The sequence below is a fragment of the Paraglaciecola algarum genome (assembly GCF_021532655.1).
Lineage (GTDB): Bacteria > Pseudomonadota > Gammaproteobacteria > Enterobacterales > Alteromonadaceae > Paraglaciecola > Paraglaciecola algarum.
In genome coordinates, this window is record NZ_JAKGAS010000009.1 from 36,817 (window position 1) to 55,713 (window position 18,897).

The 18,897-nt window shown below is 38.4% G+C and carries 12 protein-coding genes; 7 read left to right on the plus strand and 5 right to left on the minus strand.

Annotated features, from left to right (window positions below; all coding sequences use genetic code 11):
• Positions 1-18: 18 nt before the first annotated feature.
• Positions 19-1,488, minus strand: coding sequence for a DUF7133 domain-containing protein (locus L0668_RS15765; protein WP_235313682.1), 1,470 nt, complete (start codon positions 1,486-1,488; stop codon positions 19-21).
• Positions 1,485-2,819: a c-type cytochrome gene (locus L0668_RS15770; RefSeq protein WP_235313683.1), complete on the minus strand. Its 1,335-nt coding sequence runs from the start codon at positions 2,817-2,819 to the stop codon at positions 1,485-1,487. The genes L0668_RS15765 and L0668_RS15770 overlap by 4 nt, the downstream gene beginning before the upstream one ends.
• Positions 2,820-3,469: 650 nt before the next feature.
• Here L0668_RS15770 and L0668_RS15775 point away from each other — a divergent pair.
• The 5 genes from L0668_RS15775 (at position 3,470) to L0668_RS15795 (ending at position 12,665) form a co-directional block, all read left to right on the plus strand.
• Positions 3,470-4,477 (plus strand): LacI family DNA-binding transcriptional regulator, encoded by a 1,008-nt coding sequence (locus L0668_RS15775; protein ID WP_235313684.1) that lies wholly within the window; start codon positions 3,470-3,472, stop codon positions 4,475-4,477.
• A gap of 303 nt (positions 4,478-4,780) precedes the next feature.
• The gene (locus L0668_RS15780; protein WP_235313685.1) at positions 4,781-7,546 is read left to right on the plus strand and encodes a TonB-dependent receptor; all 2,766 of its coding nucleotides are present in this window, start codon (positions 4,781-4,783) and stop codon (positions 7,544-7,546) included.
• A 192-nt stretch (positions 7,547-7,738) separates the two neighbouring features.
• The gene (locus tag L0668_RS15785; protein WP_235313686.1) at positions 7,739-10,096 is read left to right on the plus strand and encodes a glycoside hydrolase family 2 TIM barrel-domain containing protein; all 2,358 of its coding nucleotides are present in this window, start codon (positions 7,739-7,741) and stop codon (positions 10,094-10,096) included.
• Positions 10,096-11,283, plus strand: coding sequence for a glycosyl hydrolase 53 family protein (locus tag L0668_RS15790; RefSeq protein ID WP_235313687.1), 1,188 nt, complete (start codon positions 10,096-10,098; stop codon positions 11,281-11,283). The genes L0668_RS15785 and L0668_RS15790 overlap by 1 nt, the downstream gene beginning before the upstream one ends.
• Positions 11,284-11,333: 50 nt before the next feature.
• Positions 11,334-12,665, plus strand: a complete 1,332-nt coding sequence (locus L0668_RS15795; protein WP_235313688.1) for an MFS transporter — start codon at positions 11,334-11,336, stop codon at positions 12,663-12,665.
• A 34-nt stretch (positions 12,666-12,699) separates the two neighbouring features.
• On the opposite strand, the gene L0668_RS15800 is transcribed toward L0668_RS15795, so the two are convergent.
• From L0668_RS15800 to L0668_RS15810, 3 genes are all read right to left on the minus strand, one after another.
• Entirely contained in the window at positions 12,700-13,782 is a 1,083-nt protein-coding gene (locus L0668_RS15800) for a pectinesterase family protein (RefSeq protein WP_235313689.1), read from the minus strand.
• A 111-nt stretch (positions 13,783-13,893) separates the two neighbouring features.
• The gene (locus L0668_RS15805) at positions 13,894-15,384 is read right to left on the minus strand and encodes a UxaA family hydrolase (protein ID WP_235313690.1); all 1,491 of its coding nucleotides are present in this window, start codon (positions 15,382-15,384) and stop codon (positions 13,894-13,896) included.
• Positions 15,385-15,387: 3 nt separating this feature from the next.
• The gene (locus tag L0668_RS15810) at positions 15,388-16,851 is read right to left on the minus strand and encodes a tagaturonate reductase (RefSeq protein WP_235313691.1); all 1,464 of its coding nucleotides are present in this window, start codon (positions 16,849-16,851) and stop codon (positions 15,388-15,390) included.
• 220 nt (positions 16,852-17,071) lie between these two features.
• Between L0668_RS15810 and kduI the strand changes: the two genes are divergently transcribed.
• Both kduI and L0668_RS15820 read left to right on the plus strand, forming a co-directional pair.
• On the plus strand, positions 17,072-17,917 hold the full coding sequence (kduI, locus tag L0668_RS15815; RefSeq protein ID WP_235313692.1) for a 5-dehydro-4-deoxy-D-glucuronate isomerase: 846 nt from the start codon (positions 17,072-17,074) through the stop codon (positions 17,915-17,917).
• A gap of 8 nt (positions 17,918-17,925) precedes the next feature.
• Positions 17,926-18,891 (plus strand): TRAP transporter substrate-binding protein, encoded by a 966-nt coding sequence (locus L0668_RS15820; RefSeq protein WP_235313693.1) that lies wholly within the window; start codon positions 17,926-17,928, stop codon positions 18,889-18,891.
• Positions 18,892-18,897: the final 6 nt, after the last annotated feature.

The following is an 18,897-nucleotide window of genomic DNA, read 5'->3' on the forward strand; positions in this document are numbered from 1 at the left end:
GTATAATCTATACATACTCTACAGTAACTGATTCAAAGTGTAATAAACGGTGGTGACAGACGGTTTGTCATTAGTGTTATTACGTAACTGAGAAAAGTTAACTACGACTATTTTATCTGCCGTTAAATCTAATTCTATTTCAGCTGATTTTTTGTCTTTTGATAAAATGACTTTTTTTACTGCTAACGCTTTTTGATTATGTTTATTAGAGCCGTATGTGCTTGTATAAAGGTAGTTATATTCATGCACATCAAAATGCTTAGCCAATACGGTTTTGTCGCTTAAGGGTTGAGTAAAAGTTAATTTAAAACCGCTTTTTGTTAGCTTCATATCTAACAGTTCAAATGGCATTTCACCATTCCAAAGCACTTTTTGTAGGCCATAAGGTTTACTGCCTTTTGCCCCCCACCCTCTGGCGGTTTGTCCAACCCAAAGTTGCCCTTTAGGGTCGAATTTAAGACGTATATTGCCGCTTTGAAACCCATCAATAAAGTTGATAACCGCGCCTTGGTATTTGCCATTTACTTTATCTAACATGACTCTAAAAATATTAGACTGGGTTTGATCACCAATAAATATTTGGTTAAGAAAGGGGCCAAATTTACCTTTGCTGACATCCCATTCAGGATTGCCGGGTGAGCTCGCCACTTCTTGATGCGGGATCCAAACTACCGGTTTCTCACGCATTTCATCAAAAAATGCGAAGTTATCTTTATTGTCTCGTACCTTGTCTAAGCCAAAATTAGCATCGTCTCGTAAAGAAATAGGGTGGCCGTAAAACTTGCCTTGTTCTAAAAGATGTAATTTAGAGGTTTCTACCCAGTCACCTTGGTTATCAGTAAAAAACACTTCGTTATTAGGGCTTACACCTAAACCCGCAGGTGAACGTAAACCATTAGCAAAAGGCATAAATTTGCCATCAGGCGATATTTTGTAAGCCCAACCGCGATAACCTCCACCGCTATCCATTGCACCTAAAGCTAATGCATCGGGTACGCCATGACCTAAATTTAAGGTGCCGTACATATTGCCAGCCTTATCTTTTACTGGGCCAAAGTTGAACTCATGATAGTTGTCATGGAATTTCCAGCCGTCTGCAATACGTATATAGTCGTCTGCTGTTCCGTCATTGTTATTATCAACTAAACGAGTGAGTTCGGGCTTTTGCGCAACAATAATACTGCCATTGTCTTCACACCTTAAGCCTGTAGGTTCGTGCAAACCATCAGCAAATTTAGTCCAAGTATTGTTCTTATATTTCCACACATCTCCAAAACGGGTCGCCACATACACATCACCGTGCTTATTAATGTCTAGGCCTGTGGCGTGAAAACGCACATTGTCGGGAGTTGTAATGGTTTCTATTGAATAGCCTTTAGGTAAATAAGTGGATTGGTCTTCTACTGCCATTGCTAGGTTAAACCAACTGATAACAAACAAACTGGCGACAAGCAAACTGCAACTAATGAGTGATTGTGTGAATTTCATTGCGCGCTCCCCGTTAAGTTTAAGGTTATATGATAGGCTTTTGCTACTTTTGCTTGAGTGCTAAATTTGTTGTTTGTGATTTGTCCATCTTGACTGGTAAATACCCCGTTCTCTAACTTAGGTAAGTCCAGCTTTAGTGGCGTATCCTCACCAGACAGCAATGTGTAAGTTAACAACAGAGACTGCGCGCTAATTGCTGCAACTTGTACCGAAAAGTCTCTACCGTTAACTTGATAAGTAAAAGTAGGGTTACCGACTCGATTGTATTTTGTAAATGTGCATGATCCTGGCGCTGAATATACAGGGCTAATACCTTGCTCTGAATGGAATACCCAGTCACCTAAAATTAAGCTACCATCTTTACCTCGCCCTTCCACATTAGGTCCAACATTTAATAAATCCTCGGTCCATACGCCCACAATTGAACAGCTTTTTGTATTAAATGCGTAATTGATTTTTTCTGGGAATCCAACTGAAACAGATGAGGTAGGTAAGTTGACTACTTTTTTACGTTCAACCAAAGGTTGGCTTTGGGCTTTAATGTTAATTGTGGCTTTATTTAGAAATTGTTTACCCGGTAAACTCACGGCAAAAAGTTTTTGGGTGAGTTCATTATTAGAGACAAAGAACCCCATAGCGCGATTGGTATAATCCACATCGCCAGCAGTGGAATAACTCATTTTAAAGTGTTGCTTGCCTCTTTTTAACGGCCAGGTCAGTTTCATCCATTCTGTTGAAGTCGGCTTAACAACCTTTCCATCAATTTCAATTTTAAATAATTCCCGATGCGCCATACCAAATAGGTGGGAAGCTTGATCTTTTGGCGCGTATAAATCACCTTCAAATTCAATTATATAATTATTCACTTCTGGCAATTGAAAATCCATCAAGTTGTTAGGTAATTTACCCGCTTTTTTAACCTGTAAATTTTTGATGATATCGAAGGATTTAAGCCCGTTATTGTCAATATGATAAATTTGATAGCTAAGGTTGGAAAGCCCTTCCCGTTTGGACAAAATATAGTCAACAATGTTTGATATTTGTGCATCATTATAAATTGCGCCAAAAGCAGGCATGCCAGCGTTAGAAAAACCTTTTTTAATGTTTGCTTTAATTTGGCTAGGTGAATCTCCGTGTACCCAAGTTTCATCTCTTAAGTTAAAACCTGCACCACCTTCTAGTTTTTTACCATGGCAAGCGACACACGTAGATTCATATAATGTTTGACCTTCAGACGTAACTTCAGAGAGCGCGGCAGAGCTTTGCAACACTAGGCATATGCATAAACCTTTTAGTAATTTGGGTAATAATTGTTTAATAAATAGATTCAAGGCCTTTCCTTTAAATTAATAACACTTATTCATGGCAAAAGAATGCCAAGCTGTTGCCAAACAAAACGTTATGTTGGCTAAAATTAGAAGTGGACGAAATGACAACAAGCCAACGTTAAGGGCTGATAATATTGAATTAAGAAAAAGGAGGTAGAGAATATTTACACAGAAAATATCATTTTTGCTTAGGTATACGATTTTTAATCGATTTTGTTAGGCATGATACCCATCCCAAATAATATTCACCGGCATTAAAATTAAAGCACGCTGCACAAGTCACATTTTTAATAAGTGCGTTATAGGGATGAACAAATAAAAAGGTCACAAATAAAAGGAGCTGAATCAATTTAAGTTAGTCACTTTAAAGTTCGTTGAAGACTTTTCACTTTAGCCATTAAACGAGTTTATAAACTACCATTTATTCTAAGCGTAAGCTTCTTCACTTTGTTAATTTTCCAAGGATTGGTTTTCCCTAACTATTTCCAATCAAGACGAGGTAATGGTTTTGAAACTGACATAAAGCAGGTTAACAATAGGGTAACAAAAGGGTCGTAAGCATTGACATTTTCATAACCATATAGAATTATTAACCTAAATTCTGTGGAAAATAATCCTATTTCCCACTTTAAAATGAATAGTTAGGGTAATTTGTGGTTACAGTTAAAGATGTTGCAAAAGTTGCTGGTGTATCCACAGCAACAGTTTCTAGGGTATTAAATGGCCAAGGTAAGGTAGGTGAGCAGTGCCGCGCTAGGGTAACAAAGGTAATAAAGGAGCTCGGCTATAAAGTGAGTTCCAAAAAAACAGCTAGCGTATCGAATAATACTCAAATTATTGGTTTAGTTACCCCTAAAATTTCTATGGCCTTTTTTGGATTACTCGCAGCTGGCGCTGAACAAACTGCACGAGAATTAGGTAGCAACCTAATGATATGCAACACCTTGTACGATAAAGATTCAGAAATAAACTCGATTCAATCTCTGATTAAACAAGGCTGTAAATCGATCATTTTACACAGTGAATATACAGACTCTGATGAACTAGTCGCATTAAGTAAAGATATTCCTGGTTTGGTTTTAATAAATCGATTCATTCCAGAAATTTCCGAGCGATGTGTATGGTTTGATAATATATCTAGCGCACAACAAGGTGCAAATTATGTGTTAGATCAAGGACATAAAGATATAGCCTTGATCAGTAGCATATACCAAAATGGCGATCCAAGTGCGCGACTAATGGGTACCAAACAAGCATTACTCTTGCGTGGTATTAATTTAGGCGACGAACGAATATTTGAGGCAGCAGCCAACATTGAAGGAGGTATAGAAGCAACTAATGAATTAATTCAGTCAGGAAAACCTTTTAGCGCGATTATCGCCTTTAACGATTTGATGGCCATTGGCGCGATGCACGCTTTAAATAAAGCCAATATCAAAGTCCCTGAACAAGTTTCAGTACTTGGCTTTGATGATTTACCTATATCCCGTGCAGCCATGCCGCAACTGACCACTATGTCATATCCAATTGAAGACATGGCCAAGTATGCGGTTAATCTATCCCTATCCTTAATCGAAGACAAACCTCAACATGCCAAACAAACTCATCTGTTTTTGTCTGAATTAGTCAAGCGCGACACTATATCTAAAAAAATTCAGTAGTTTTTCCCCACTAAATTTTTACGTACAACATCTATTCAATTAAGCCTATGTAGTTTGTAGGCTGCATATCTCAGCCTTGCTATACACTGTTTTACTAGGCTTTCTAGTAACTAATGTTAATTAACCTAACTAGATAATTATTTCCAAAAACACAGGGTAACGAAAGGGTAACAATTGGGTAACATGGTAAAATACATCTTGATCCGTTACCCCTTTACTGCTATTAATTACCTTATTAACGAAATGTTAATTAAAAAATCACATTCAAATAACCAAAACTAAAAATATATAAAGAGGGTTCAGATGAAAACCAATTTTAAATTGACCTGCTTATCACTGGCTATTCTGCAAAGTTTTTATAGTCAATCATTGTTGGCTAACGAACAAAACCAAACTGAAGCGAACAAAGATGTTGAAGTCATTCAAGTCAAAGGATTTGGAGCGTCTTTAGGTAAAGCGTTACGAGAAAAGCGTTTTGCTGATTCAGTGGTAGAAGTGGTTTCATCTGATGATCTTGGTGTTTTACCTGACGTGAGTATTACAGACTCATTAGTTCGATTACCTGGTATTGCAGCCTCTAGGGATCGTGGTAACGCGAGTCGAATTTCCATTCGTGGGATGGGGCCTAGATTAAACGCCGCCACCATGAACAATCGCGAAATAGTTTCAGCAGAACCTAGTAGAGATGTAAGGTTTGAGCAGTTTCCTGCCGAATTAATTGACTCAGTTGAAGTGTATAAAAGTCCAACAGCTAATATTGCTGAAGGTGGGATTTCAGGCTTGGTAAATATGAATTTTGTGAGTCCATTATCTAAAGACAAAAGATTGATTGCCATTAATGGCAACTTAATGAAAAACAGTTTGGGTAGTGATTTACCTGGTACAGACGGTAATGGCCACAAAGCTAGTTTTAGTTATGTTGACAAATTGTCAGACACTTTTGGTTTTGCTATTGGTTTAACTTATCAAGATCAACCTTCATTAGAGCGCGGTGTGCAATCTTGGGATTACAATAATGCCGATAATCGTGGTGACTTAAATGAAAATGGCATCGTTGAAGATGCACCTTGGGGAGTAGTTGCAAAAAGTAAACGTGGTACGAATGAACGTACTGGTGGATTAGTTATTTTAGAGTGGCAACCCACAGACAGCTTCACCTTAAAAAGTGATTTGTTTTATTCTCAATTTGATATTAAAGAGCGTGATGATCAAATGGGCCCAGGAGATTTAGGCAACTGGGCTGATGATGGTAGCGGCCCGCGTGGCTGGGGAGCCGGCGCATACGATAGCTCTTCTGTTACACCTACCTTCATCACAAAAACCGATGGTTCAGAACAATTAGTTGCCGGTAGCCAATTCAATAATGGTTTAAGTGTGGCCACACCTACTTGGTTTCAAACTAATGAAATGTTAAGTGCTGGTTTAAATGGTGTTTATATTGGCGATACGTGGACTATGTCTGCTGATATTGGATATTCAGAAGCAAGCATTGAGTCAGTTTGGGCCAGAATAAACCCACTTTACATAGGTGGCGACTATGATTTAGGTTTTAATATAAACAACACAGATGCAGCACAAATAATCCTTCATAGTGGTGATATTAGCAGCCCCGAAAACTATACATTAGGCGCAGAGTCAGAAGTTTGGTACGAAGCTGATGATGGTTCTTGGTATGCGGTTAATGAGTATTCTGCGGCAACAATGGATGGCATTGGCGATAAAGTATTAAGTGATGAAATGGTCAACCTAAATCTAGATTTCGAGCGAGATGTTGATTGGGGAATTTTTAGTGAATTAACTTTCGGTGGTCGTTATACAGATAGAACTAAAACAAATGATCAAATTAATGACTGGTCTCGCACAGCTATTCAAGATCATGGTTTAACAGATTACGGTATCAGTTACGGTATAGGTGGAAATTATGTTGTGCCTGATATTTACACTTATGGTGATTGGGATGAAGTCGCCAAGACTGCATTTGGCGGTGCTACCAATCCAGCTCCCAACAGAAATAATAAAAACGTGTTAGCTTCTTGGGAGTTACAAGAAGCAAATACCGCATTTTACACCATGTTAAATATATCAGGTGATATCGGTAATGTTGATTTTACTGGTAATGTGGGTCTGCGTTATGCCAAAACCGAAGTCACCTCTATTGGTCATGAAAGCCAAAGTGCAGGGTGGGTAGAAGATGCCAATGGTAATTGGTATGAAGATATTTCTGTCACCCCCACCACTGTCCATCACAATTATGCCCAGTGGTTACCATCTTTAAACTTAACCTTTCATATAACTGATGACTCACAAATTCGCTTTGCTTTAGCAAGAACAATGGCCCGCCCACCACTACTTGAAATGCGCACCGGATTTTCACTGAATAAAACCTCACAACCTTATACGGCTGAAGGGGGAAACCCAACGCTTGATCCCTATATTGCCAACCAATTAGATTTTGGTTATGAATATTTTTGGGGTGATAATTCAGCGGCGACCATTAATTTTTTCTTTAAAGATCTTGAGTCACATATTGGACTATTAAGCGACACTGTGACTTTTGATGGAACTAGATATGCGTTTACAGGAACAGTAAATGGTGATGGCGGAACAATTAAAGGGGTTGAATTGTTATATCAGCAAAAACTTGACATGTTACCCGCACCATTTGACGGTTTAGGAATATTCGCAAACTACTCTTATACCGACAGTGAAGTCATGGAGTTTAAACCTGTAAACAATCCTTACAACTTGGGCGGTCTTTCTAAAAATATTGCCAGTGCAACCTTGTGGTATGACAAAAATGGCTTTGACGCTAGAGTCTCATATAACTACAGAAGTGAGTTTACAGGGATCAACAGTTGGACTCCGTCTCAAGTTAACCTAAATGCAGCAGAAACAACCGTTGACGCAAGCATAGGGTATCAAGTAACAGATAACCTAAAGTTGACCTTGCAAGGGCAAAATTTAACTAACGCAGCTTCGGTAAATTACTGGGATAATGACATGACAAAACCCGCATTTAATGTTGAATGGGGTCGTCGTTACTTAATCGGTTTCCAACTCACGTTATAAAATGACTTTAGCCAGCACTATTTAACGAGTGCCGGCCTTTATACATTCAAACAAATTTCAAATTTAGCCCAGATCTCAAAAATAATTTGATGATCTGGCGTTTTCCGTTGACTCAAACTTCGCTTCACTACTATTGCATTGCTAGGTTTGGGCTAATAATTTACTGACTCTTATAGGTTTAAGGAGTAACTGGTGCTAAGACCAATACTAAACATTATATATTTAACTTTGTGTTTAAATTTCATTACCGCAAATCACAGTTTTGCGAGTGAAAATAGTTTTCGTTCTGAAACTGTAAACATGAATAAAAACTGGAAATTTAAATTTGTAGACCAAGCAAAAACTGAAAATCACTGGCAATCAGTCAACCTGCCACACACGCCTAAAATAGAACCCATTATTGTCAATGCACAATGGCAAGGGCTAGCTGAATACCAAAAGACACTTAACATTGATCCCAAATGGAAAAATAGTAAGCTGTTTATTCGTTTTGAAGGTGCGATGAATCATGCGGAAGTTTGGTTAAACGAGCATAAAATTGGCGAACATTTAGGTGGGTACCTACCTTTTACATTTGAGTTAACTGATTATATTGATTTTCATTCCAGCAATACGCTTAAGGTAAAACTAAGCAATCTAGATAATCCAATTATTGGCCCTAAACCCTTAAAAAAATTAGATTTTAATACCTATGGTGGATTATACCGAGAGGTAAATTTATTAATTAAAAACCCCTTACATATAACCGATGAAATACACGCTAATCAAGTAGCAAGTGGTGGTGTATTTGTTACATACCCCAAAGTTTCTATTAATGAATCACGTGTTAAAATTAACACCCATATCGCTAATAGTTACGCCACTAAAAAGGCATTTGAGATTAAACAAACATTACTTTTAGACAATACCTTAATCGGTGGTTCTGAACTAAAAGTGAAACAATTAGCAGCAAATACAGCTCATCAATACTCCCAAGAATTAGTGGTAAAAAACCCTAAATTATGGAGCCCTAATTCACCTAATTTATATACGCTTCACACAGACGTGTATTTAGATAATCAACTCATAGAACAAAAAACCACTAGGTTAGGCATTAGAAAATTTGAATTTAACGAAAAACATGAATTACTAATAAATGGAAACAAAACATTTTTGCGCGGCGTTAATCGACACCAGGAATATCCACATGTAGGGTATGCAACGTCACCCCAAGCTGATTATCGAGATGCAGTTAAAATTAAATCTGCTGGATTTGATTACGTTCGTTTATCACATTATCCCCATTCAAAAGCATTTATGGATGCAGCAGATGAACTTGGCTTAGTACTTATCGATGCAATATTAGGTTGGCAATACTACTTAGAAGACCCTAAGTTCAAACAACAAATACTTAATACCTGTCACGATCTTATCCGCCGAGATCGAAACCACCCTAGTGTGCTGGCATGGGAGTGTTCGTTAAATGAATCTTGGATGCCAGAGGAGTTTATTGAAGATTTACATGGCATAGTTAAACAAGAGTATCCAGGTGGCTTTTCAGCAGGATGGCAGCATGGCTATGACTTATATCTTCAAGCTCGCCAACATCGCCAAAAACACTACGAAACACCAACACAACCGTATAATGTGTCAGAATATGGTGATTGGGAATATTACGCACAAAACGCAGGCCTTAACCAAGACTCTTGGGCTGATTTAAAAGAGGAAGAAAGAACCTCAAGACAACTTTTAAATTCTGGCGAAGCTCGTTTATTGCAGCAAGCTAAGAATTTACAAGAAGCCCACAACGATAATCTTTCTACACCTGCTTTTGCAGACGGCTATTGGGTTATGTTCGACTATAACAGAGGATATGCAGATGACTTAGAAGCATCAGGCATTATGAGCTTATTCCGATTGCCTAAATACAGCTATTACTTTTATCAAAGTCAAAGACATCCTGACATATTGTCGAGTAAGTATGACTCTGGTCCTATGGTGCATATTGCCAGCGAATGGAATAAAGGCTCTGCTACAAAAGTAAAAGTATTCAGTAATACAGAGCAAGTAGAGCTTTGGTTAAATGATAGATTAATTGCCACACAATCCCCGGTAATAGACCAGTTTTCAACCCATTTACCCCATCCTCCTTTTGAATTTAATGTAAACGAATTTGTTGCAGGAAAGCTATTGGCCAAGGCCTACATAAAAGGAAAACTTGTGGCTTCACACCAAGTTGTTACGCCCACAGCACCAGTTGCCATAGAACTAGAAGTAGATATCAGTGGTAAACCACCTGCGTTAAACGCTAAAGATTTAATATTTGTCTATGCTAAAGTCATTGATAAAAAGGGGAATCTAGTGCCGATTAATGATCAGAAGTTAGTATTTGAAACAACTGGTGACATTGAGGTTATTCACTCTAATGCAGCTAAAACCGAGCAAGGCAAAGCCGCTGTTTTGTTAAAGATAGGCAAATCTTTAGACCAAGCTAGTATTCAAGTATCATCAAAAACATTAGGCATTCAAAGCGAACCTTTGTTTCTAAAAAACAATATAGGTGAAAAATAATGAACATAAATAATCTACCGATTAAAAGTCTAGTGTTACCTATAATACTTTTTCAGGTCTTCCTGTTAAGCGCCTGTGGTAGCAATTCACCAGCCATGCATAATCAACCAGTGGAGGATGTAAACAATCCGTTTATTCCCAAAGGGGAGCTACGTAATAGCGACAATTATATTTTAGGAGCAGATGTATCTAGCCTTGCTGAATACCTCGATAAAGGTGCAATATTTATCGATACGGACGGCAAGGAAAAACCTTTGTTAACTTTATTAAAAAACCATGGCTTCAATTATATTCGTTTACGCACATTTGTTGAGCCGAATAATGATTATGGCTATGCCTCTGGCATAGGTGAATGGTGCGAAGCTAAGAGTGAAGCATATAATGACAAAGCCCATATTATTGAAATTTCCAAACAAGTAAAACTAGCCGGCATGAAACTACTTCTGGATTTTCACTACAGTGATACATGGGCAGATCCCAATAAACAAGTCATCCCACTTGCTTGGCGAAATATCACCAATATAGATGATCTTGCACTTGAAGTTAAAAACTACACGATTGACGTATTAGCCGATATGAAAACAGCTGGGGTTGTGCCAGACATGGTTCAAGTAGGCAATGAAATTACACCTGGAATGTTGATTCATGTACCCACAGCGGAATCTGATTGTTATGGTAATAACTCAGTTTTAAATCAATCTGTTAATGGCAGTACTGCAAATTGGTTACACTTATCTAAATTATTAAAAGCCGGAATTGAAGCTGTACATCAAGTAAATGAAAACACTCCGATTATGTTACACATTGAAAATACAGGAGATAAAGCTGGTGTTATGCAGTGGGTCAATCAAGCTATTAGCCATGAGGTTAAGTTTGATGTGCTGGGTTTGTCGGCATATGAAAAATGGCAAGGCCCATCAACTCAGTGGAAATCAACTCTTGATAGCCTAGCGACAACTTACCCTGAGTTGAACTTTAGTTTCGTAGAATATAACCCTAAAGAGCGTTTATTAAATGATATTATGTATAACTTACCTGATAAACGCGGATTAGGAACTTTCTTTTGGGAGCCAGTACTTTCAGGAGAATGGGGACAATCAATTTTTACTCAAAAAGATAATACCTATACCGCTAAACCCGATAGGTTTGCTATTTATGACAAGATTGTTGAAGAGTATGCTTTGTAAAAATTTCCCAAGTGTTATTAGTTTAATGATTTAAGAGCAAGCTATCTAAGATGCTGAATCGTACAAAAATAACATTAGGCAGCGGTTTTTTCGCTGCCTTTTTTGTCAACAATGGGCTGGCCGCAATTGCTATCCCCTATTACCAAATGATATTAGCCGTTGATCCTTTTTTGTTAGGCGTAATATTTACATTTCCTGTATTATTTTCAGCATTTTTAAGCCCGACTTTTGGTCAATTAATAGATAATCGCTTTTCCTCCAGCTCTTCTAGAGCAAAGCTGATAGTGTTTACTGGCTGGTTCAGCGCCATATCATTTTCGTCAGTGTGGTTGGTACCCACCCATTGGCAAACTAGTCATACCCTAATTTACTTATTTATTAGTTCATTACTATTTTTTACCTCATCCACAATTTTGACCATAGCAGTGCGCACACTGGCCTTTCGCAGTGTGAACAAACCTTCAGACATAAACTCTGTTATGAGTTACACAAACATTTTTGAAAAATTTGGCTCACTTATCTATTTTTGGACCTTTCCAATATCTCAATCAGCTCTATTAAACAGCAAAGGTTTTGGTATTCGCTATGTGGGCTGTTTTGTGGGTTTCGCCTTGATCGGTGTGCTAAGTACAATTTCAGGCAACTTTGCAAAATACATTAAAACTCATCAAGCTATTCAACCACCACTCGCCCCACAAACTTCTGGGCATTTGGCCACAGCTTTAAAAACACCCTTGTATATTTTATTAGCCATCACCTTTTTACAGTTTGGACTAATTGGCAGTGCGATATTTTTCGATTTTTATCTTATCGTTTATGATATGTTTAACGGTGAAATATCAAAAGGTGCATTTTGGAAAGGGGTGTTATCAACGGCATATGCTTTAGTTGGTTTAATTTCCATTCCAATATTAAAAAGAATTGCAGATAGGTGGGGTAAAAAAACCACATTAGTTTTGGTGTATTGGCTAAACCTAGTGAATGCCATAGCCAAATATTGGCTGTTTCAAACAGGTAATGAATATTTTTTGATTTTTGACGCGATTTTAGGCGCTTGGGTGTGGACGGCTATGGGTACCTTAATTCCAGGTATTCTCCTTGATTTATGCCGACATAACCAAACTCAAACAGGTAAAGCTCAAGAGGCTTATATGTTATCGAAACAAAATCAGGCTCTAAATTTTGGCATTGTTTTCGCGTTTTTAAGTTCTGGTTTATTGCTCAACTTAATAGGCTTCAATGCCCATCTGGGACAATTTCAATCGGAAGCTACTTTATCCCTAATGAGATGGGTTTTAGTGCTGGGCAGTGCTTCAGTAAGCTTAGTTATTCTAGGCTTATTGTATAAAACTCCATTTGAAAAATTTGAGAATACCAATTAGAGGCTGTTTCTCTGAGTGTTATTTATTAAGTTTTTTAATAATGACTAAAAGCCGTGAATAATAGTGGGTTGGCCTGTGCTTTCAAAAACACTTCTAATTCATTCAGAGTCGTACTTGGCGACCAATCACCTTTAAACACCCAAGTTTCAAGATCTGGGGCTTGAGCTGGAATAACATCACTCAATCTAAAGTTACTCTCTAACCATGGGTAAGTATTTTCACTTGAATTGCCTTCAAAAAAGTATCGACTACCGTATAAATTAGCTCGTTCTCGGCCTTTATTATTGTAACGTTTTTTGAATATAGGCTTATCTGCCATATGTTTTGAAAACTGCGAATTTAATAAATAAAATTGTGCATCGTAATGGTGGCGGCCTAACCAAAACCCTGGAATACCGTCAAACTGACTATTATTCACCACTAGTTTGTGTTCAGGGTTTAGTTCACCATCATGCCAAATGGTTGCCGATTGTTTTTGATTAAAAAATTGGGAGTGTTCAATCAGAGCAGTACCTCTTGGGCACACCATGTCAGTATGACCTTCGAAATAACAATTGGAGTGGTAATACCGTCCGTGTTTATTCCATAAACTAAGGGTGTCTGCCCCACCGGCAATAATCTTGCAATTATGGGTGATGATACGATCACTTAGCTCAAACCCTCGCACGGCAAACTGATGTTCATGATCACCGGTTTTAATGCCGTAATCGTTAATGATTGACAGGTTAGCCAGCACAATATCGGTGGCATTAATATTGACCACTGCTGCTCCCCAATCATTAGTATGTTTTTCACGCCAGTTATTGCGTAATTCAGAAAACTGGATAATGGTTTTGTCAGCTGACTCCCCCACCAAAGCTAGATTATTTCGGGTAATAAATAACTTTTCTTGGTAAACACCTGCCTTGATAAAAATAACCACTTGTTGATATTTAACACTGGCATCAATAGCACCTTGTATAGTCGTATATGACTCACCTTCTCCCACTTTCAATAATTGGGTTTGACCTTGGTTATACGCGGCATAAACTTGCGTACTCACTAACATGTAAATGTAAAGGCTGACAAAAATTGACAATAAAAAAGCTGACATTAAATTGGCTATTAATTTAATCATTTACTTAACCTAACAATTATTAAAATCATACAAGTCCTTATTTTAGGGCGTGCACCTATATTTTTGAGCTGAAATTTCAGCCATCCGGTTTTCGCAAAAAAGTAAACTCATTTACAAAGTGACGCCGTTTTTCCAGATAGCCACTTCACGAATATCGTTTAATTCATTTTTGACGGGTTCGCCGCTACAACTGCGCACTAACAAGTCAATAAATTCATCTAACAAGGTTTGCATACTGGTATCGGTTACCAATTTACCGGCATCAAAATCTATCCAGCGCGTTTTTTTATTGGCTAATTCGCTATTTGTGGCAATTTTTAAGGTAGGCACAAAACCACCATAAGGCGTGCCTCTGCCCGTTGTAAACAGCACCATATGACATCCACTTGATGCCAAGGCACTGGTAGCAATAGCGTCGTTACCTGGCGCATTAAGTAAATTTAACCCTGGAGTAGAGAGTTTTTGGCCATACTTCAAAACAGCTTGCACCCTACTCTGCCCCGCTTTTTGGGTACAACCTAAGGACTTATCTTCAAGAGTAGTAATGCCACCATCTTTATTGCCTGGCGACGGGTTTTCATAAATCGGCTGATTGTGGGCTTTGTAATAGCCCTTAAAACCATTCACCATAGCGACTAAGTCATTAAAGGTTGCTTCATCTTTGCACCTATCCATTAGAATGGTTTCTGCGCCGAACATTTCTGGCACTTCAGTTAGTACTGTGGTGCCACCACGGGCAATCAAAAAATCAGAGAACTGACCTAACAATGGGTTAGCGGTTATTCCTGACAAACCATCACTACCGCCACATTCCAAACCAAATTTCACTTCGGATAAACGCCCTGTTTGGCGTTTATCTTGTTTGATGGTTTGATAGATTTGTTTCATTAGTTCTACGCCAGCTTCGACTTCATCTTCAACTTGCTGCGAAATTAAGAACTTAATTCTATCTTGGTTAAATTCACCTAGGCCTCGCTTAAACACTGATACTTGATTGTTCTCACAACCTAAGCCAACCACCAAAGCACCACCCGCATTAGGATGACTGGCCATATTTTGCAATAACACCCGTGTGGTTTCTAAATCATCGCCTAATTGTGAGCAACCAAACTGGTGAGGAAACACATGTACACCATCAATACCTAAATCTGGATGGCGACGTAAGAATTCATTAGCCATTTGTTTAGCCATGCCATTCACACATCCCACAGTTGGGATCAGCCATAATTCATTACGGATCGCCACCTCACCATTATCTCGTCTATAAATTTGTATCTCAGGTGAATCATCATGAAGGCCCTCAATGGCATCGTTTTGGGGTTGATATTGATATTCCAACTCATCATGCAGGTTTGTTTTGATATCAGAAACATGTACCCATTGCCCCTCAGAGATGTCGTGTAAGGCATGGCCAATTGGTGCGCCATACTTAATCACATCTTGGCCTTTAGATATGGTTGAAATAGCCACTTTATGGCCCTTCACCACATCACATAATGGCGTGACTGCTAACTCATCTACTCGATAAGTTTGCCCTTTTACCAGTGTTGACAAGGCAATCACCACGTTGTCTGATGGATGTAATCGAATAATATTTTTCATAATTTATGCCTCTATCACTTTTAATAACGAAGCTCTTACCCCAATTTTTAAGAATGAATCTAATGCTTGAGTGACACATTTTGACAGGTTTGGTACTTGCGTTAGGTCCTGCTGCCAATGCCACTTGGCTGATAACACCTGATCAACTAATTGTTGACTACTAATGGCATTATCATTCAGCTTTTTCCAATTTGACGACATTAACTCTAGCCATTTTTGACTATCTGCCAACTCAAATGTTTGGCCATTTCTAACACCACTGTATAGCAAAACTTCAGCTGCAATAGCTTGGCTCATCAACTCTGGAACTTTGCCATTAACTGCTATGTACTTGAGTAATTGGGGCAAAATCCGCGTTTGCACTTTTGTCATACTGTTCAAGGCAATAGATAACAGTAAGTGATGAATGTAGGGATTTTTAAAACGCTTGACTACGTCATTGGCAAAGTCTTCGAGCTCTTGTTTAGGCAGATCTAAAGTCGGGATGATTTCATCCGCAATCAGTTTTTCTACATAAGTTTCAAACAAGCTATCTTGCATTGCCTCACCAACGGTGTTGATACCCGCCATGAATGCTAATGGCACCATAGCCGAATGGGCACCATTTAAAATGGCAACCTTACGTTGTTTGTAGGGGTAAATATCGTCCACCACTTTAATATTAAGACTTGTATCTTTTAAACAAAGTAAATCCACTAATGACTGTGGACCTTGGATCGCCAGAAAATGAAAATACTCAGACGCCACCAAAAAATCATCTACGTAGCCTAATTTATCATGTAACGCCTGTTTTTCAGTAGTTGGAAAACCAGGCACGATACGATCAACTAAGGTAGAACAGAAGTGATTGGAAGCCGCTAACCAATTCTCAAACTTTTCACCTAACTCCCATTGATGACTATACTTTAGTACAATCTCTTTTAACTTTTCACCGTTGTAATCAATCAATTCACAAGGGATGATCATCACTCCAGTATCTGCTCCCCCATCAAAGTGCACAAATCTTTCAAACAACCATTGAGTCAATTTTGCCGGAAATGCTTTAGCAGGTTTATCTTCCAACTTATCTTCAGGAAGATACTCAATGCCAGCTTCTGTGGTGTTGGAAAATATGATTTTGAGATCAGGATTAGTCGCTAACCCTAAGTACTTTTCGTAATCATCATAAATTGAAATTTCTTCATTTACGCAATCAATCACACGTACTTCTTCCACCACCTCACCTTGCTCATTTAGGCCTCTAACTAAAGTCGTGTATAAACAATCTTGCTCGTTCATAGAAGGCCCAGCATTCTTTTTGATGGGGCGAGGACGAATAATGCTCACCCCTGCATTTAAACTGCTGTGTCTATTCAAATAATCAATTTGCCAATCAATAAATCCTCTTAAAAAATTGCCTGAACCAAATTGCATTATTTTTGTTGGGTAAGATTTAGCCGGGAAGTTTTGTCTATTTAACTGTTTCATAAGCAAGCTCTAAATGAATTTTACATATAATTTACGACAAATTGCCACCGGTGGCAATCTTTATGTTGACAAATTGCCACCGGTAGCAAAGAATATAGAAGACTAACAAATAGTTAACATATATTTAAATTTCGTAATATTTATAATTTATTAAAAGTACTCTAATTGGCACTTTACTTTTGCCAGTTAATTAGCACCAAGTTAATAGTAGGATAAAGACGTGACCACAACCTTATTTGAAAATAGATATGCCATAGGGCCAAACGAAGTTAAAGGCTTTGATACACAACAATTAAGGCAAGCCTTCTTAGCTGACAATTTAATGATAGCGAATAAAGTGTCATGGATTTATACCCATTACGAACGATTTATGGTGGGAGGCGCTGTGCCGACTTCAGCCCCATTAGCTTTAGAATCGGTAGAAGCACTTAAATCAGATACGTTTTTAGCATCTCGAGAACTCGGTATTATTAATGTAGGTGGCGAAGGTACAATTGAGGCCGATGGGGTGAAGTATTCCATGGCTTATAAAGACTCTTTGTACTTAGGTCGTGGCAATAAGTCAGTCATATTTGAAAGTAAAGATGCCGCTAACCCTGCTCGATACTACTTAAACTCTGCCCCTGCTCATAAAGAATATGCGAACAAAAAAATTGCCTTAAATGAAGCCAATCAACTAAACATGGGCAGTTTAGAAACAGCCAATAGACGCGACATAAACCAAACCATGATAAATACAGTGGTACAAACTTGCCAATTACAAATGGGGATCACCTGTTTAAAACCGGGTAGCGTTTGGAATACTATGCCGGCACATCAACATGATAGACGTAATGAAGTGTACTTTTATTTTGAAGTTCCTGAGTCTCAAGCTGTGTGTCATTTTATGGGCGAGCCTCAAGAAACAAGACATATTTGGGTACATAATGAACAAGCCGTTATTTCACCACCTTGGTCAATTCATTCTGGCTCTGGTACGCAAAACTACAGTTTTATTTGGGGTATGGCGGGTGAAAACTTAGATTATAACGACATGGATTTCCATGCGCCTAATGAATTGAGGTAGAGAAAACCATGATACGCGGGATCATCTTATTAATACTAAGCGCTACCTTTTTTGGCTGTAATCAAGACAACAAAAAAGTGCGCTTAACCTTAGGCCATGCACTCGACACACGCCATGTAGTGCATATTGCTATGGAACATATGGCGCAGCGGTTAGAGCATTATTCTAATGGCAGTATGGAAATAGTTATTTATCCTGGGGGACAATTAGGCTCAGAGCGAGAGATGATAGAGCTTTTACAAATTGGCAGTTTATCCATGACAAAAGTGTCTGCCAGCCCCCTCGAAGGTTTTGTGCCTGAAATGAAAATATTTAGTATTCCCTATTTAATGCGAGACCGAGAGCATTTTTGGCGAGTGTTAAATAGTGAGTTGGGCCAGTCATTATTAGATAAAGTTAAAGTCGCGCGTCTAAAAGGCATGGGATATTACGATGCAGGTAGCAGAAGCTTTTATACCAAAGACGCGCCGATACGTACACCAGATGACCTAACCGGCAAAAAAATTCGTGTATTAAACAGTCCTACAGCTATGGCCACAGTCAAAGCTTTAGGAGGGGCAGCAACGCCGATTGCTTTTGGTGAATTATATGCAGCCATTCAACAAGGCGTGGTAGATGGCGCAGAAAATAACCCACCTAGTTATTATTTATCACGGCATTATGAAATTGCTCGCTATTACAGCTTGGATGAACATACTTTTGTGCCAGACGTCATTTTAGCCAGTTTGCCAGTGTGGAATGCTTTAACCAAACAACAACAAGAATGGTTTTCAAAAGCAATGGCTGATTCAGTTGAGTTTCAAAAATCCCTATGGCAAACAGAGTCTGATAAAGCCTTAGCCACGGTTAAAGCCGAAGGGGTTGAAGTCATTTATCCCGACAAAAAAGCTTTCCAAGACAAAGTAATCCCCTTCCATGCCACGTTTGACAATTCCCCTATTGCCAAACAAATCAAAATAATTAAACAAATGTAGGCTACT

Coding starts and splice junctions, on each gene's coding strand:
- L0668_RS15790 (WP_235313687.1), top strand. CDS start 10,096: ATGAACATAAATAATCTACCGATTAAAAGTCTAGTGTTACCTATAATA.
- L0668_RS15765 (WP_235313682.1), bottom strand. CDS start 1,488: ATGAAATTCACACAATCACTCATTAGTTGCAGTTTGCTTGTCGCCAGT.
- L0668_RS15820 (WP_235313693.1), top strand. CDS start 17,926: ATGATACGCGGGATCATCTTATTAATACTAAGCGCTACCTTTTTTGGC.
- L0668_RS15795 (WP_235313688.1), top strand. CDS start 11,334: ATGCTGAATCGTACAAAAATAACATTAGGCAGCGGTTTTTTCGCTGCC.
- L0668_RS15805 (WP_235313690.1), bottom strand. CDS start 15,384: ATGAAAAATATTATTCGATTACATCCATCAGACAACGTGGTGATTGCC.
- L0668_RS15800 (WP_235313689.1), bottom strand. CDS start 13,782: ATGATTAAATTAATAGCCAATTTAATGTCAGCTTTTTTATTGTCAATT.
- L0668_RS15780 (WP_235313685.1), top strand. CDS start 4,781: ATGAAAACCAATTTTAAATTGACCTGCTTATCACTGGCTATTCTGCAA.
- L0668_RS15810 (WP_235313691.1), bottom strand. CDS start 16,851: ATGAAACAGTTAAATAGACAAAACTTCCCGGCTAAATCTTACCCAACA.